General features: G+C 45.7%; 18 protein-coding genes. 2 read left to right on the forward strand and 16 right to left on the reverse strand.

Annotated elements, in window-relative coordinates; translation table 11 throughout:
* Positions 1-24: 24 nt before the first annotated feature.
* A complete protein-coding gene (gene punR / locus R7M92_RS19780) occupies positions 25-927 on the reverse strand; it encodes a DNA-binding transcriptional activator PunR (protein ID WP_318134084.1) in 903 nt (300 codons plus the stop codon).
* Positions 928-1079: 152 nt separating this feature from the next.
* On the opposite strand from punR, the gene punC reads away from it, so the two are divergent.
* Positions 1080-2285 carry a purine nucleoside transporter PunC gene (punC, locus tag R7M92_RS19785; protein WP_285385950.1) on the forward strand — a complete coding sequence of 402 codons (1206 nt, stop codon included), beginning with the start codon at positions 1080-1082 and terminating at the stop codon, positions 2283-2285.
* A 44-nt stretch (positions 2286-2329) separates the two neighbouring features.
* Here punC and R7M92_RS19790 read toward each other — a convergent pair whose 3' ends face one another.
* The gene (locus R7M92_RS19790; RefSeq protein WP_318134086.1) at positions 2330-3106 is read right to left on the reverse strand and encodes a transporter substrate-binding domain-containing protein; all 777 of its coding nucleotides are present in this window, start codon (positions 3104-3106) and stop codon (positions 2330-2332) included.
* 115 nt (positions 3107-3221) lie between these two features.
* On the opposite strand from R7M92_RS19790, the gene R7M92_RS19795 reads away from it, so the two are divergent.
* On the forward strand, positions 3222-3962 hold the full coding sequence (locus tag R7M92_RS19795; protein ID WP_005383852.1) for an amino acid ABC transporter permease: 741 nt from the start codon (positions 3222-3224) through the stop codon (positions 3960-3962).
* Positions 3963-4042: 80 nt separating this feature from the next.
* On the opposite strand, the gene glmU is transcribed toward R7M92_RS19795, so the two are convergent.
* The 14 genes from glmU to mnmG form a co-directional block, all read right to left on the reverse strand.
* Positions 4043-5404 (reverse strand): bifunctional UDP-N-acetylglucosamine diphosphorylase/glucosamine-1-phosphate N-acetyltransferase GlmU, encoded by a 1362-nt coding sequence (gene glmU, locus R7M92_RS19800; RefSeq protein WP_017635597.1) that lies wholly within the window; start codon positions 5402-5404, stop codon positions 4043-4045.
* Between the two features lie 149 nt (positions 5405-5553).
* The gene (locus R7M92_RS19805) at positions 5554-5976 is read right to left on the reverse strand and encodes a F0F1 ATP synthase subunit epsilon (protein WP_005378937.1); all 423 of its coding nucleotides are present in this window, start codon (positions 5974-5976) and stop codon (positions 5554-5556) included.
* An 18-nt stretch (positions 5977-5994) separates the two neighbouring features.
* Positions 5995-7398 (reverse strand): F0F1 ATP synthase subunit beta, encoded by a 1404-nt coding sequence (gene atpD / locus R7M92_RS19810; protein WP_005383849.1) that lies wholly within the window; start codon positions 7396-7398, stop codon positions 5995-5997.
* 35 nt (positions 7399-7433) lie between these two features.
* On the reverse strand, positions 7434-8300 hold the full coding sequence (gene atpG, locus R7M92_RS19815; RefSeq protein ID WP_005378932.1) for a F0F1 ATP synthase subunit gamma: 867 nt from the start codon (positions 8298-8300) through the stop codon (positions 7434-7436).
* Positions 8301-8344: 44 nt separating this feature from the next.
* Entirely contained in the window at positions 8345-9886 is a 1542-nt protein-coding gene (gene atpA, locus R7M92_RS19820; RefSeq protein WP_005378931.1) for a F0F1 ATP synthase subunit alpha, read from the reverse strand.
* A gap of 13 nt (positions 9887-9899) precedes the next feature.
* Complete coding sequence (gene atpH / locus R7M92_RS19825) at positions 9900-10433, reverse strand: F0F1 ATP synthase subunit delta (RefSeq protein WP_017635596.1); 534 nt, start codon at positions 10431-10433, stop codon at positions 9900-9902.
* Positions 10434-10447: 14 nt separating this feature from the next.
* Positions 10448-10918 (reverse strand): F0F1 ATP synthase subunit B, encoded by a 471-nt coding sequence (atpF, locus tag R7M92_RS19830; RefSeq protein WP_005378929.1) that lies wholly within the window; start codon positions 10916-10918, stop codon positions 10448-10450.
* Between the two features lie 74 nt (positions 10919-10992).
* Positions 10993-11247: a F0F1 ATP synthase subunit C gene (gene atpE / locus R7M92_RS19835; RefSeq protein ID WP_002540812.1), complete on the reverse strand. Its 255-nt coding sequence runs from the start codon at positions 11245-11247 to the stop codon at positions 10993-10995.
* A gap of 57 nt (positions 11248-11304) precedes the next feature.
* Positions 11305-12117 (reverse strand): F0F1 ATP synthase subunit A, encoded by an 813-nt coding sequence (gene atpB / locus R7M92_RS19840; RefSeq protein ID WP_005378922.1) that lies wholly within the window; start codon positions 12115-12117, stop codon positions 11305-11307.
* Between the two features lie 8 nt (positions 12118-12125).
* Positions 12126-12515: a F0F1 ATP synthase subunit I gene (locus R7M92_RS19845; RefSeq protein ID WP_005378921.1), complete on the reverse strand. Its 390-nt coding sequence runs from the start codon at positions 12513-12515 to the stop codon at positions 12126-12128.
* Between the two features lie 189 nt (positions 12516-12704).
* Complete coding sequence (locus R7M92_RS19850; RefSeq protein ID WP_005383840.1) at positions 12705-13586, reverse strand: ParB/RepB/Spo0J family partition protein; 882 nt, start codon at positions 13584-13586, stop codon at positions 12705-12707.
* A gap of 24 nt (positions 13587-13610) precedes the next feature.
* On the reverse strand, positions 13611-14384 hold the full coding sequence (locus R7M92_RS19855; protein WP_005383838.1) for a ParA family protein: 774 nt from the start codon (positions 14382-14384) through the stop codon (positions 13611-13613).
* Positions 14385-14394: 10 nt separating this feature from the next.
* On the reverse strand, positions 14395-15030 hold the full coding sequence (rsmG, locus tag R7M92_RS19860) for a 16S rRNA (guanine(527)-N(7))-methyltransferase RsmG (RefSeq protein ID WP_130546159.1): 636 nt from the start codon (positions 15028-15030) through the stop codon (positions 14395-14397).
* Positions 15030-16925, reverse strand: coding sequence for a tRNA uridine-5-carboxymethylaminomethyl(34) synthesis enzyme MnmG (gene mnmG / locus R7M92_RS19865; RefSeq protein WP_005378901.1), 1896 nt, complete (start codon positions 16923-16925; stop codon positions 15030-15032). The genes rsmG and mnmG overlap by 1 nt, the downstream gene beginning before the upstream one ends.
* Positions 16926-17181 lie beyond the last annotated feature (256 nt).

Consider the following 17181-nt stretch of genomic DNA (forward strand, 5'->3'; position numbering starts at 1 on the left):
CACCTCGCTAATGCGAGGTGTTTTTTATGACTGTAACCAATCTTTATGTAGCTGATTAGGCGACCCAAGATAGTCCACCATCCACTGGATCAATTTATGATTATCATCTTTGCGCCATACTAAGCAGCAGTGACTGAGCGGTTTATCATCCGGCATGACCTTCTCCACCAGCACACCATCATTGATTAAGGGTGTTGCAATATGACGTGGCATGTAACCCACGCCCACCCCATTTTTTAAACATTCAATCGCACTATACCAATTGGGCAATAATAATCGGCGCTGTTGCGGATAATGGCCAGTATGGCGTTTTGGCAGCACGTTCGAAGTATCATCAAGACAGATCGCCGGAAATTGACTCACAAACTCTTCAGTAAGCACTTGTTGTCGAACGCAAGGATGAGCGGGTGACATTACAAATGCCCAATCTAATACGCCCATATCTTTGACTTCAAAATCTCCCCCAACGGGAACCGCAGATGTCGCGCCAACGACAATGTCGGCTCGACCTTGTGCTATGGCTTCCCAAGAACCATTGAAGACCTCCATATTGATCTGCAATTCAGCAAATTCAAACTCGCGATAGAAATCTTCCACCAAAGGTTTGAGTTTTTCTAACTTCACCACGTTATCTAAGGTCAGCTTTAACGTGCTTTTCCATCCTTGAGCCGCTCGCCGCGTTTGTGCTTTCACCTCTTCCATTTGACGCAGCAAAGAGCGCGCCTCAGCCATAAAAATTTCACCCGCTGGAGTTAACTCGACTTTCCTCGGTAAACGTCGAAACAGCACCACATCTAAATCTTGCTCGACCTGCCTTACTCCATAGCTGATGGCTGAGGGGACTTTATGCAATACCTCAGCCGCAGCGGTGAAACTGCCTAAACGGGCAACCGTATCCAGCATTTCCAAAGACGCTTTAGAGAACATGATTTAACCTTTCAAAAAATTTGATTGATAACCAACAATTTTAGCGTTTTATTTTCTCAAAATCGAAAAATAGAATAATAAGGTAAATAAATCAGGGTTGGCGCCAACTGATGTTGATTAAAAAATGATTAAATAATTTGACTGGTTGAATCATGAAAATCTCAAAACTACAGCTCATTTATCTGGCAGCATTATCGATGCTTGGCTTCGTTGCTACCGATATGTATCTGCCAGCATTCAAAGCGATGGAAATCGACTTTGCAACAGGCCCTGAGCAAATTGCGCTCTCTTTAACGGTATTCCTCGTTGGTATGGCGATTGGCCAGCTAATGTGGGGATTGGCATCCGATAAATTTGGCCATCGTAATACACTCGCAGCCGGGTTGGTGCTATTTACTATCGCGTCATTCGGTTTGGCTTTCTGTGATCAAGTATGGCAACTACTCACACTGCGCTTTATCCAAGCTGTCGGTGTGTGTGCACCAGCCGTGATCTGGCAGGCTATGGTCATTAAGCGCTACTCAAGCAGTAGCCAACAAATTTTTGCGACAATCATGCCACTCGTCGCGCTATCACCAGCACTAGCACCTCAATTAGGGGTTGTGTTGGCAGATAACTTCGGCTGGCACAGTATCTTTATTACGCTAACACTGGTTGGTGTCTTTTTGGTCTTTGCGACCATGGCACAAAAAGACGAGAAAGCAGAAATCAAACAAACCAGTATGTCTGCCGACATCAAAGCGCTGCTGAGTTCTAAAAAATACCTTGGCAACGTGTTTATGTTTGCGACGGCTTCAGCTGCATTCTTTGCTTACCTAACAGGGATGCCAGAAATCATGGCGCAACTGGGCTACGAAGCAAAAGATATTGGTTTGAGCTTTATCCCACAAACTATCGCGTTTATGGCTGGTGGCTACTTAGGTAAAGTAGGCGTTCGAAAATTTGGTGATGAAAAGGTTCTGCGCCAACTGATTGGCCTATTTAGTGTCGCGGCATTAATGATTTTCATTGCTTCACAGTGGGAGCTGTCATCGATTTGGCCTATTCTTGCGCCATTCTGTTTGATTGCCGTTGCTAACGGCGCACTGTACCCAATCGTGGTAAACCGTGCACTGGCCAGCGCACAACAGAGCCCTGCAACAGCAGCAGGTTTGCAAAACAGCCTGCAAATCTGTGTAAGTAGCTTCTCAAGTGCATTGGTAGCCGCAATGGCAAGCCAAGCTCAGATGGTTACTGGCATCGCAATCATCATCTGTATGGGTGGGCTGTGGATGGGATACATTCTGTCGAATCGCGAATTATCCAAGCACTTTACGACTCCTGACAACGCCCGAGTCGTGAGTGAAGACGAACTTTAATTGTTCAGATAATAAAAAGAGCCGCGCAATGCGGCTCTTTCTGTTTATAAGCTTTTCAACCCCCACTTCTTGGCAGTCTGCTTAAAAAAGCCTTGAGTCTTTTTCAACTCTACCCAGTGATTGATGTAATTAATCCATACTTGATCGTCTTGCGGCAACAACATAGCAATTGGGGTTGGTTTACGCGGTGCGGTCACTGGCACTATCGCCAACTGTTTAAACTTGTCCACTAACGTCGCTGCTTCCACATTGGACGTCACCGATACATCGGCCCTGCGAGCTAGTAGTTCTTGGAAGTCGCGCGCTGGCGCTTCAATAACAATATGTTGAGCAGACGGGAAGAATTCTTTCACCATTTTTTCTTGTACCGTACCTAACGTCGCCGCGACTTTTACTTCTGGTTTATTAAAATCCGCCCAATCAGAGAATTTGGCGAGATCTTTCTTTTGCACCACAGGTACAAAGGAAAGGTAGAAATATGGCTGGCTATATCCAGCTACTTTCGCGCGAGACATGTTCAGAGATGCGCTGCCAGTAATATCGTATTTGTTGGCGGTAATGCCATTAACTAGCGTCTTCCAATCCGTGGGCACATACTCCACTTTTACACCGAGATCTTTAGCAAGTTCTGTTGTTACATCGATATCGAAGCCACGATAACTGTTTGTCGTGGGGTCTTTCATCGTCATCGGATTCCAATCTCCCGTCGTTCCAACTCGGAGTACGCCATTGTCTAAAATGGATTGAAGACGGCTTTCAGCGTGAGCGACTTGAGTCGCAGCAAGCAAACACATTCCTAGCACTAGTAAAATCTTTCTCATTTTTATTCCCTTAAAAATAATGACCTTATACGGTTTAATAATTAACCTTTATTAGAGCTCTACTGATAACATAGCAGCAACAAAGGAAGTTTTTTAGTTAATTCAGGGAGTAAATGTGACGTTTCGAACTCTATGGCTGTTTTCACTGCTATTACTCACTGGTTGTTCAGATTATCAATGGGGCTGGTATGTACTTGACCCTTCGACGGATCAAGGACTCACCAATCTAAAGTTTTTAATCGCTGGGTTTAATGACACCATTCAGGTATCACTCCTCAGTATGTTGTTTGCGATGAGCTTGGGTCTGATCGTTGCGTTACCCGCTCTGTCGGACTCAGCCTCTCTGAAGTGGATAAACCGTATTTATGTCGAGGTGATCCGTTCAGTGCCAGTTTTAGTCTTACTACTTTGGGTGTATTACGGCATGCCTACGCTATTGGATGTCTCACTCAATCACTTTTGGGCGGGTGTTATTGCACTGACTATCGCTGAGAGCGCGTTTATGGCGGAAGTATTTCGCGGTGGAATACAAGCTATCAGCCGTGGCCAGCATGAAGCGGCTGAATCTTTGGGCTTAAGCTATTGGCAAAAGATGCGCTTGGTAATTCTTCCCCAAGCGTTTCGGCAAATTCTCCCACCACTGGGCAATCAATTTGTCTACATCCTCAAGATGAGTTCTTTAGTCAGCGTGATTGGTTTAAGCGATCTCACTCGCCGTGCTAATGAGCTGGTGGTGAATGAGTACTTACCCTTAGAGATTTATACCTTCCTCGTTTTGGAGTACTTGTTACTCATCCTATTTGTATCTCAAGCCGTTCGTTGGCTCGAAAAACGTATTGCCATTCCTAGCTACTAGCGATGAAGCCTTAGCTAGAAACAACAAAGCCGCTCTTGTTGAGCGGCTTTGACAATATAGAGACAGAGTGTAGGTAATGCTTATTTCTGTTTTACAGGACGCTGCCAGCCAGTAATTTTGCGTTCTTTGACGCGAGTAATTACTAACTCACCTTCTTCAACATCTTTTGTTAGTGTCGTGCCAGCACCGATGGTTGCGCCATCAGCGATAGTGACAGGCGCCACCAGCTGGCTATCAGAACCAACAAAAACATCATTACCGATGATGGTTTTAAACTTGTTCGCACCATCGTAGTTACAAGTGATAGTACCTGCACCGATGTTAGTCCGTTGGCCGATCTCTGCATCACCTAAGTAAGTTAGGTGGTTCGCTTTTGAACCTTCTCCGATGCGCGCATTTTTCACTTCAACGAAGTTACCCACATGGGAATCGTTACGCATTTCAGCACCAGGACGAAGGCGAGTAAATGGACCAACCGTACATTCTTCACCAACCGTTGCACCTTCAATCACACTGTAAGGGCGAACGATGGTGTTGTCGTCGATTTCACAATCTTTCAGTACACAACCCGCACCGATAACCACGTTATCACCCAGTGAAACTTTACCTTCGATGATAACATTCACGTCGATTTCACAGTCCATACCGCACTGTAACTCACCACGCAAATCAAAGCGTGCTGGATCGCGTAGCATGACACCTTGCTCTAGCAGCTTCTGAGCTTGCATTGACTGGAAAGCACGCTCTAGACGAGCAAGCTGTGCGCGGTCATTGACCCCTTCCACCTCAATGGCATTGACTGGGTGTACAGCCTCAACGGCACGACCTTCATCGTGTGCAGCTGCAATAACGTCAGTTAGGTAGTATTCGCCTTGTGCGTTGTTGTTGTTTAAGCCAGACAACCAACGCTTAAGATCCCCACCAGTCGCAACCATCACACCAGTATTGATCTCTTTAATTTGTTTTTGTTCTTCTGTTGCATCTTTTTGCTCAACGATCGCCACAACAGGACCATTCTTACGGATAATACGACCGTAGCCTGTCGGGTTATCTAGAATCACTGTTAGTAGTGCAATACCGCCTGTTGGCTGTGCATCTAATAGGTTTTCAATCGTTTCAGCTGAAATCAGTGGAACATCACCGTAAAGCACCAGTACTTTTTCATCGTCTTCAAACTTCGGAGACGCTTGATCAACCGCATGACCTGTACCTAGTTGCTCCGCTTGCAGTACCCAGTTTACAGGCTCTTCTGCTAGCGTTTGCTGCATTTGATCACCACCGTGACCATATACTAAGTGGATGTTTTGTGCGCCAAGACCTGTACATGTATCAATCACATGTTTTGCCATTGGCTTCCCTGCCAAAGTGTGTAGCACTTTAGGCATGTTTGAATACATACGGGTACCTTTACCCGCAGCAAGGATCACAGCACTGAATTTCATTAATAACCTATTGACGTTCTATTTTAATTGGGCGTTATTTTAAACACCTTGGAAGGATTAGTTAATGGTGGGATGTAAATTTCCAACTAAAATTAATCAAAAAGGCGACCAATTGGCCGCCTTTTTTCATGCAACGTTGCTAATTGAGCTTAGCGACGCTTTTTTGTCAGCTCGATAACTCGTAGCTGAGCAATGGCTTTAGCCAGTTCACTGGCCGCTTGTGCGAAGTCCATGTCACCATGCTGATTCTGGATTTGCTCCTCAGCGCGGCGTTTGGCTTCTTCTGCCTTCGCTGCGTCTAGCTCTTCACCACGGATAGCTGTATCAGCTAGTACAGTCGCTGTACCAGGCTGAATCTCTACCATACCACCAGAAACATAAATAATTTCTTCGTGGCCGTGCTGTTTCACAATACGCACCATACCAGGCTTGATAGCGGTCAGCAGCGGTGTGTGACCATGGAAAATACCAAGCTCACCTTCGCTACCGGTCACCTGAAACGTTTCAACACGACCAGAGAAGATTTTCTTCTCAGCGCTTACTACGTCTAGGTGAAAGGTTATTGCTGCCATATCGCCTCCTAGTTAGCCTTATAGCTTCTTCGCATTCTCAATAGCATCGTCGATGCTACCGCAGTACATAAATGCCTGCTCAGGAATGTCGTCGTATTCACCAGCTAGTAGACCTTTAAAGCCACGTAGAGTCTCTTTTAGAGGTACGTAAATACCAGGGTCACCTGTAAATACTTCTGCTACGTGGTAAGGCTGAGTTAGGAAACGCTCAATCTTACGTGCACGAGATACAACTTGCTTATCTTCTTCAGATAGCTCGTCCATACCTAGGATAGCAATGATATCTTTCAGCTCTTTGTAGCGCTGAAGCGTCTGCTGAACACCACGAGCAACTTCGTAGTGATCTTGACCAACGACTAGTGGATCAAGCATACGAGATGTTGAATCTAGCGGGTCGATCGCAGGGTATAGACCCATTGCAGCGATGTTACGGTTAAGTACAACCGTTGCATCCAAGTGCGCGAACGTTGTTGCTGGAGACGGGTCAGTCAAGTCATCCGCTGGTACGTATACCGCCTGTACAGACGTGATAGAACCTGATTTCGTTGACGTGATACGCTCCTGAAGTACACCCATCTCTTCTGCAAGAGTTGGCTGGTAACCTACCGCAGAAGGCATACGACCTAGTAGTGCTGATACCTCTGTACCTGCTAGTGTGTAACGGTAGATGTTATCAATGAACAGTAGTACGTCACGACCTTCGTCACGGAAACGCTCTGCCATTGTTAGACCAGTCAGTGCAACACGTAGACGGTTACCTGGTGGCTCGTTCATCTGACCGTAAACCATCGCTACTTTTGATTCTTCAGGCTTCTCAACGTTTACAACGCCCGCTTCCTGCATCTCGTAGTAGAAATCGTTACCTTCACGAGTACGCTCACCAACACCAGCAAATACTGATAGACCTGAGTGCTGTAGTGCGATGTTGTTGATAAGTTCCATCATGTTAACGGTCTTACCTACACCTGCACCACCGAATAGACCGATTTTACCACCCTTAGCGAATGGACAAATTAGGTCGATTACTTTAACGCCCGTTTCTAGAAGTGCAATTTCGTTTGATTGCTCTTCGTAGCTTGGTGCACTACGGTGGATAGAGTAAACCTCTTCCGCACCCACTTCACCACGCTCGTCAATCGCGTCACCTAGGACGTTCATGATACGACCTAGAGTTTTAGTACCTACTGGTACTGAAATTGGAGCGCCAGTGTTAACCACTTCTACTCCACGACGTAAACCATCAGAGCTACCCATTACGATACAACGAACTACGCCACCGCCTAGCTGTTGTTGAACTTCAAGAACTAGACGCTCTTTTGAGTCCGTTACGTTTAGAGCGTCATATACACTAGGTACATTGCTCTGTGGGAACTCTACGTCGACTACCGCACCGATGATCTGTACGATCTTACCTGTAGCCATCGTTAATCCTCTAAACTATTTCGTTTTACCTAAGCTTAAACCGCAGCTGCACCACCAACGATTTCTGATAGTTCTTGTGTAATCGCAGCCTGACGGGCTTTGTTGTACACAAGTTCCAAATCGTCAATCAAACTGGTTGCGTTATCCGTTGCAGCCTTCATCGCAATCATTCGAGCCGCTTGCTCACAAGCAAGGTTCTCAACCACACCTTGGTATACCTGAGACTCTACGTAACGCACTAATAGCGTATCCAGTAGAGGTTTTGGTTCAGGCTCATAGATGTAGTCCCATGAATGCTCACGCTGCATCTCTTCGCTGTCCGATTTAGGCAAAGGTAGCAATTGATCGATCGTTGGTTGCTGAACCATAGTATTAACAAACTTGTTGAATACTACATATAGACGGTCCAGTTCACCTTCATCGTATTTCTTCAGCATTACGCCAACAGAGCCGATTAGGTCTTGTAGGCTTGGATTATCTCCAAGACCAGAAACCTGTGCCGCAACTTTTGCGCCACCATGTTTAAAGAAAGCTGTTGCTTTTGAGCCAACAACGGCTAGCTCAATCTCAGCACCTTTCTCTCTCCATGCTTGCATGTCTGTAACGGCTTTTTTGAACACGTTAATGTTCAAACCACCACACAGACCACGGTCTGTCGAAACGATGATGTAACCAACACGTTTAGCTTCACGCTCTTCTAGGTACGGATGACGGTACTCTAGGTTTGCGTTAGCCACATGACCGATCACTTTACGCATTGTTTCAGCGTATGGACGAGAAGCTTCCATTGCATCTTGAGAACGACGCATTTTTGAAGCTGCTACCATTTCCATCGCTTTCGTAATTTTCTGAGTGCTTTTAACACTACCGATTTTATTACGTATCTCTTTTGCGCCGGCCATCGTTACTCTCCGTTAGTTGGTGGCAGAAACTGCCACCGACCTAATTACCAAGTTTGGGTTGCTTTGAAGTCGTCAGTCAGTTTCTTCAACTGAGCTTCGATTTCATCGTTGTAAGCGCCAGACTTGTCGATCTCAGCTGCTAGTTCAGCGTATTGACCGCGAGCGTACGATAGTAGAGCCGCCTCGAAATCTAGAACTTTGTTAAGTTCTACATCATCAAGGTAACCGCGCTCTGCCGCGAAGATAGTTAGAGCTTGGTCAAATACAGACATTGGAGCGTACTGCTTCTGCTTCATTAGTTCTGTAACTTTTTGACCATGGTCTAGCTGTTTCTTCGTTGCGTCATCAAGGTCAGAAGAGAACTGAGCAAATGCCGCTAGTTCACGGTATGCAGCTAGTGCTGTACGGATACCACCTGATAGTTTCTTGATGATTTTCGTCTGAGCTGAACCACCTACACGAGATACTGAGATACCAGGGTCAACAGCAGGACGAACACCAGCGTTGAATAGCTCAGTTTGTAGGAAGATCTGACCATCGGTAATCGAGATTACGTTAGTCGGTACGAATGCTGAAACGTCACCTGCTTGAGTTTCGATGATAGGAAGAGCAGTCAAAGAACCAGTCTTACCTTTCACTTCACCGTTAGTGAAACGCTCTACGTACTCTTCGTTTACACGAGCTGCACGCTCTAGTAGACGCGAGTGTAAGTAGAATACGTCACCTGGGAATGCCTCACGGCCTGGTGGACGTTTAAGTAGTAGAGAGATCTGACGGTAAGCTACCGCTTGCTTAGATAGATCATCGTAAACAATCAGTGCGTCTTCACCGCGATCGCGGAAGTATTCACCCATCGCACAACCTGCGTAAGGCGCTAGGTATTGAAGCGCTGCAGATTCAGAAGCTGATGCAACTACAACGATAGTGTTTTGTAGTGCGCCGTGCTCTTCTAGTTTGCGAACAACGTTAGCGATAGTCGATGCTTTCTGACCGATTGCTACGTAGATAGAGAAAATACCAGAGTCTTTCTGGTTGATGATCGCGTCGATCGCCAGTGCTGTTTTACCAATCTGACGGTCACCGATGATAAGCTCACGCTGACCACGACCGATTGGGATCATTGAGTCAACTGACTTATAACCAGTTTGCACAGGTTGGTCTACCGATTTACGGTCGATTACACCTGGTGCGATCACTTCTACAGGCGAAGTCATTTTCGCTTCGATTGGACCTTTACCATCGATAGGCTCACCCAGCGTATTTACTACGCGGCCTAGTAGTTCTGGACCAACTGGCACTTCAAGAATGCGGCCAGTACCTGTAACTTTCATGCCTTCCTTAAGGTCAGCATATGGGCCCATTACAACCGCACCAACCGAGTCACGCTCAAGGTTAAGTGCCAGTGCATAACGGCCACCCGGTAATTCAATCATTTCACCTTGCATCACGTCCGCTAGGCCGTGGATGCGGATGATACCATCGCTTACCGATACGATAGTACCCTCGTTGCGAGCTTCACTAACAACTTCGAAAGATTCGATACGTTGTTTGATCAGATCGCTAATTTCCGTGGAATTAAGTTGCATGCTCCAATCCCCATTAAGACTGCAATGCATCGCTCAGGCGGTTCAAACGACCACGCGCTGAGTCATCGATGACTAGGTCTCCGGCTCGAATAATAACCCCACCAAGTAGGGTCTCATCTACACTGCAATTCAGCTTCACTTTGCGTTCAAGACGCTTTTCAAGTTTGCTGCCAATGTTTGCAAGTTGTTCATCAGAAAGCTCTGTTGCTGAAATTACTTCAACATCAATTTCTTTCTCATGTTCTTTTTTCAGAGTAAAAAACTCCGTACAAACATCAGGAAGGGCCGCTAAACGACCATTCTCAGCCATTACCTTCAAAAGGTTTTGACCGTGCGCATCAACTTGTTCGCCGCAAACTGCAACAAAAATTTCTGCCATTTTGTCAGCAGAAACTGAACCCGTTAGTAGTTCGTTCATTTGTTCGTTTTTGGCCACTTCAGCAGCAAAAGATAACATTTGGCCCCATTGGTCCAACTGGTCTTTCTCTAAAGCAAAGTCGAAGGCTGCTTTAGCATAGGGGCGTGCGATAGTAGTCAAATCAGACATATGCGCCCCCAGACTTAAAGTTTTGCAGTAATGTTGTCGAGAATATCTTTTTGCGCATCTTTATCGATAGAACGCTCAAGGATTTTCTCAGCACCAGCTACAGCCAGAGTAGCAACTTGTTTGCGCAGCTCATCGCGTGCACGATTGCGTTCAGCTTCAAGTTCTGCTTCTGCTTGCGCTAGGATTTTCTGGCGTTCTGCCTGAGCTTCCTCGCGAGCTTCATCAAGAATTTGAGACTTACGCTTGTTCGCTTGTTCGATGATCTCAGTTGCTGTGCGCTTCGCTTCTTTCAATTGATCAGAAGCGTTGGCTTGTGCTAGATCCAAGTCTTTCGCAGCACGTTCTGCTGCTTGAAGACCATCAGCAATTTTCTTCTGACGCTCTTCGATCGCTTGCATCAATGGTGGCCATACATACTTCATGCAGAACCACACAAATAGTGCGAACGAGATTGCTTGACCTAGCAGAGTTGCGTTTATGTTCACAACAGCTACCCCTCTATTTGGACTTAGTGTTAATCAGTGACAAGCGATAATCGCCCGTCCCGAGTTAAAGGTGATTAACCTAGTTGACCAACGAATGGGTTTGCGAAAGTGAATAGTAGCGCGATTACGATACCGATCATTGGAACCGCATCAAGTAGACCCGCGATGATGAACATCTTAACTTGTAGCATAGGAGCCATTTCTGGTTGACGTGCAGCACCTTCTAGGAATTTACCACCTAGCAGTGCGAAACCAATCGCTGTACCAAGAGAAGCAAGACCGACGATAATACCTACGGCGATTGCAGAAAAGCTCAGTAAAGTTTCCATTACTATCTCCAATTTATAGTTGTTGGCTTAGTGCCCAAATAAAAAGCTTTAAAAAAATTAATGATCAGGATCTTCGTGTGCCATTGACAGGTAAACAATTGTCAACATCATGAATACGAAGGCTTGAATCGTAATAACCAATATATGGAAGATTGCCCACGGTAGTGAACCCATCCATTGTAAGTACCATGGTAGCATTGCCGCACAAAGAATGAATACAACCTCACCCGCGAACATGTTACCGAATAGACGCATACCAAGTGATAGAGGTTTCGCTAATAGCGATACCACTTCAATTAGTAGGTTAAACGGAATCATCAGTGGGTGATTGAATGGATGTAGTGCAAGTTCTTTTGCGAATCCACCTAGACCTTTTACTTTGATGCTGTAGTAAATCATCAATGCAAAAACGCCTAGAGCCATAGCCATGGTGATATTCACATCAGCAGACGGTACAACCTTAAGGTAAGGAATACCTAGCCAATGCTCTGCTGGGTATGGTAAGAAGTCGATAGGAACTAAGTCCATCACGTTCATCAAAAATACCCAACAAAAGATAGTCAGTGCTAAAGGCGCGATCAGTGGGTTGCGTCCATGGAACGTGTCTTTGACGTTATCGGCGACAAATTCAACGATCATTTCTACAGCACACTGAAGCTTACCCGGTACACCCGCTGTTGTTCTCTTTGCTACTTTGTAAAAAATTCCGAGGAAAATTAAACCAGTAAACCAAGAAAAAAACAGGCTATCGATATGTACGTTCCAGAAACTTGTCTCCGACCCTACTAAACCCAACTTGTATAGCGATAGGTTAGAAAGGTGGTGGGCAATGTAACCGGACGATGTTAGCGCTTCACCTGGCGCAGCCATAACTCATCCTATTTTTTGTTGTTAATGAATAGCACTGGTGCACAGATATTAATACCTAGTACCAGCAAATAGGTTAGTTTGAGGGGAACAAGTTCCACCTGCATATACATGTAGGCAACATAGAACAGTGCAACCGTGATGAGAATTTTCAGTACTTCACCCGTATAGAAGGAAGCAGCGATGCGCTTGGCAGCGCGAGCTCCACTAAACATGAAAGCACACAGCGCGAATACTGCATTGGCAACAACAAAAATGCCTCCGCCAATCAGCGCTGAAAATCCCCAGTCAGGATTTATGGCTACCGCCATTCCTGCTGCCACAAAAATAACCGCGCCAGACTGGATCATTAACAATTGCCTTGCGAGCTCTCGTCCTGGTCTAGCTAACGCAGCTACCATGTATTCGTACCTCTAGTAATATCCACTTCGCACTTAACTCTCTGTGCTGGGAAATTGGCGAAAATTATACGTTCAGTTCAACGTAAAGCAATTCGATTGCATCAAAAACTTACAGTTTTGTTTACAAAACGACAACTTTCGCACAAAATTCGATTAATTAGATTAATTGACCTAAATCAATTATCTCATCTAGGCCTCAAGCTTGGCAATTAGTTGGTCCAATTTGTGAGGCTCATCAAGACTTATCGTCAATTTCGCTTTTCCGTTTGCAGAACGGGTAAGAGAAACTTTTGCATCAAGCAGCTGACTCAATTTATGCGACATTTGCTCGGCTTCGGTATCCTCTTGTTGCCCTTTTTGCTCATTTTGTGGGGCTAAGCACTTTTTTACTAACTGTTCGGTTTGGCGAACAGTCATTTGCTTCTTAGCCACTTGTTGAGCTACTTCGACTTGCTGTTCGCCTTCTAACGCTAACAGAGCTCGAGCATGACCCATTTCCAATTTTTTATCTGCAACCAGACCTTTTACATCAACTTCCAACTGATTCAGACGTAATAGGTTACTCACCGTCGTTCTTGATTTACCAATCACATCGGCCACTTGCTGATGTGTCAGCGTGAATTCATCTTGTAGACGTTCAAGCGCTTGGGCTTCCTCAATCACATTCAAGTCTTCACGTTGAATGTTTTCAATCAACGCCATGGCGATGGCGGCACGATCTTCAACTTTTTTCACCAAACACGGCACGCGTTTTAAACCCGCCTGCCTTGCAGCACGCCAGCGGCGCTCACCTGCGATGATCTCAAACTGACCATTTTCGACCTGGCGAACCACGATTGGTTGAATAATGCCTTGTGATTGAATCGAAGCCGCTAGTTCTTCTAGCGCTTCAGGCGCCATATCTTTACGCGGTTGGTATACGCCCGGCTGCAATTGACCAATCGCTAAATCGGTTAACTCACCGTCTGCCGATAATTCTTGGCTATGCGATGCAATATGCTGTTTTTCACGAGCAAACGAACTGGTCGACAATAACGCATCCAGTCCTTTTCCGAGACCACGCTTAGACATGGGATTGAATTCCTTAGGTTAGAGTTAAACTGGGATTTCTTCGCGGCGGAGCATTTCGCCCGCTAGAGCAAGATACGCTTTGGCACCTGCGGAGTACTTATCGTAGTACATTGCAGGCTTACCGTGACTTGGCGCTTCAGCCAAACGAACATTACGTGGAATGACAGTACGGTAAACTTTATTCCCAAAGTGTTTTTTAAGTTGATCGGATACTTCATTCGATAAGCGGTTGCGTGGGTCGTACATGGTACGTAGTAAGCCCTCAATTTTGAGGTTCTCATTGACCACGGCCGCTAACTTGCTGATTGTATCCATAAGAGCAGTTAAACCTTCTAACGCAAAGTATTCACATTGCATCGGCACCAGCACAGAGTCAGCTGCCGCCATCGCATTGATTGTAAGAAGGTTTAGAGAAGGAGGACAATCAATAAAGATGAAATCATAGTTATCGCGAACTGACGACAATGCATTTTTTAGACGCACTTCACGAGCGAAAACTTCCATCAATTTGATTTCTGCCGCGGTGACGTCTCCGTTCGCCGCGATCAAATCATACTTCCCTGTTGTTTGGGTACAAACGACTTGATCGAACGGTGTATCTTCAACCAAAAGATCGTATGCGGTGGCGTCGACCATATACTTATCCACGCCACTGGCCATCGTAGCATTGCCTTGCGGGTCGAGATCGATCACCAAAACCTTGCGCTTTGTTGCCGCCATCGAAGCCGCTAAGTTAATGCACGTTGTTGTTTTGCCGACCCCACCTTTCTGGTTGGCGATTGCTACAATTTTACCCACGATTACCTCGCTAATTTTCCTTGCGCGATAAGATTACTAGATGACGATCACCTTCCAACTCAGGAACAGCCAAAGATATGATCTCTGTCACACTGCACCATTCAGGAAGCTGATCCATTTCATCTTTAGGGTGCTGTCCTTTCAGCGCTAGAAACACCCCGTGCTCTTGTTTCGGCAAATGGTGGCACCATTCCACCATGTCTATCATTGAAGCAAAAGCTCGACTCAAAACGCCATCAAATTTTTCTTCAGGTTGGAATTCTTCGACACGACTTTGAATTGGTGTCACGTTTTTCAGCCCTAATGTGTGCACAACTTGCTTGATAAAACGGATGCGTTTGCCAAGACTGTCGAGCAAAAAGAAGGTTTTCTCAGGGTTCATGATTGCCAAAGGGATGCCCGGTAACCCCGGACCAGTACCAACATCAATGAAGCGCTCACCGGGCAGGTGTGCGCTTACAACGATACTATCAAGAATATGTTTCACTAACATATCAAGCGGATCACGTACCGATGTTAAATTGTACGCTTTGTTCCATTTGTCGAGCAGTTCGACATAACCAACTAACTGCTCTCGTTGCTGTTCTGACACTTCCAAATCGGTTTTCGCGATCAGTGAATCCAGCTTTGTTCGCAATGCGCTCATTATTCTTCCTCACCTTTCTTCAGCAAACCATGCTTTTTCAAGTGAACAAGTAGAATAGAAATTGCAGCAGGCGTAATACCAGAAATGCGTGATGCAATACCGATGCTCTCTGGTTTGGCCTCGCTCAGTTTAGCAACGACTTCGTTTGATAAACCTTTTACATCGCGGTAATCCAAATCAGCAGGTAACTTGGTATTTTCGTGACGCAGTGATTTTTCGATCTCTTCCTGCTGACGCTTGATGTAACCATCGTATTTCACTTGAATTTCAACTTGCTCAGCCGCTTGCTGATCTTCAAGAGCAGGAGCAAACGCTTCAAGTTGCGTCAGTTGCGAATAAGTAATCTCTGGACGACGCAGAAGATCCTCACCACTCGCTTCACGGGCCATTGGGGTTTTCAGCAGTTTGTTCAACTCATCAACACCCTCTGACTTCGGATTCATCCACGTTGCTTTCAAACGCTGACGCTCCGTTTCCATATTGTTGATTTTCTCGTTAAAGCGAGCCCAACGAACATCATCAATCAAGCCTAGCTCGCGCGCTTTTTCCGTTAAACGTAAATCGGCGTTATCTTCACGAAGTAGCAGGCGGTATTCCGCACGAGAAGTGAACATGCGGTACGGCTCTTTGGTACCCATGGTCGATAAGTCATCAATCAACACGCCCATGTAAGCTTGGTCACGACGTGGGCTCCAGCCTTCTTTGTCTTGGCTAAACAAGCTTGCATTTAAACCGGCCATCAAGCCTTGCGCTGCGGCTTCTTCGTAGCCAGTCGTGCCATTAATCTGGCCAGCAAAGAACAAACCATGGATGAACTTCGTCTCGTACGTTTGCTTCAAATCACGTGGATCGAAGAAATCATATTCAATCGCATAACCTGGGCGAACGATGTGTGCATTTTCAAACCCTTTCATTGAGCGCACGATTTGTACTTGCACATCAAATGGCAAGCTGGTCGAGATACCATTAGGGTATAACTCGTGCGTGGTTAGGCCTTCTGGCTCAATGAAGATTTGGTGGCTGTTTTTGTCAGCGAAACGCATCACTTTGTCTTCAATAGACGGACAGTAACGAGGACCAATACCTTCAATCACACCTGCGTACATTGGACTGCGATCCAAGTTACTGCGGATCACATCGTGAGTTTGTTCATTGGTGTGGGTGATGAAACATGGAATCTGACGCGGATGCTGTTCACGTTTGCCCATGAACGAGAATACAGGCGTTGGGTTATCACCGTGCTGAGCTTCTAGCACTGAAAAATCAACAGTACGAGCATCAATGCGCGGTGGAGTACCTGTTTTTAAACGATCCACGCGGAACGGCAGTTCACGCAGTCGATCCGCTAATGCGATCGATGGTGGATCCCCGGCACGACCACCAGACGAGCTTTCCATACCTATGTGGATCTTACCACCAAGGAAGGTACCCACGGTTAGCACAACGGCTTTCGCATGGAAGCGAAGTCCCATTTGAGTTACCACACCAACTGCGCGATCTTGTTCAACAATCAGATCATCAACTGATTGCTGGAACAACGTTAAGTTAGGCGCATTTTCTAATGCATTACGAACGTACGCTTTGTACAGAGCGCGATCGGCTTGAGCTCGAGTTGCTCGTACTGCAGGACCTTTGGAGGCATTTAGTGTACGAAACTGAATACCTGCATGGTCGATGGCTTCAGCCATCAAACCGCCCATAGCATCTACTTCTTTTACTAAGTGACCTTTACCAATACCACCGATCGCCGGATTACAAGACATCTGGCCTAATGTATCGATGTTATGGGTAAGGAGAAGCGTTTTTTGTCCTGTGCGTGCAGATGCGAGCGCGGCTTCCGTTCCTGCGTGTCCGCCACCGACAACAATGACGTCAAAGTTTTCGTGATAAAGCATGAACTGACCTCAGGTATTCAAAGGGATTTAATGGACAGATAAAGGAGCCGTATTTTACCTGCTTTATGCCAGAGAGAAAAACGTTTTCTCGTTTTATCCGTTTTAAGCTTCAAGATAAATATATATAAGATCTATATATATGATCTTTTATTAGATCTACTATTAGGATCGACCGTTTCTGTGGATAACCTAAAAATGATCAACAAGATCATGGATCTTCTTTGGATCATATCTTGTGATCATGATTGGATCAGAT

This window comes from Vibrio sp. Vb2880, from assembly GCF_033337975.1.
Taxonomy (GTDB): domain Bacteria; phylum Pseudomonadota; class Gammaproteobacteria; order Enterobacterales; family Vibrionaceae; genus Vibrio; species Vibrio alginolyticus.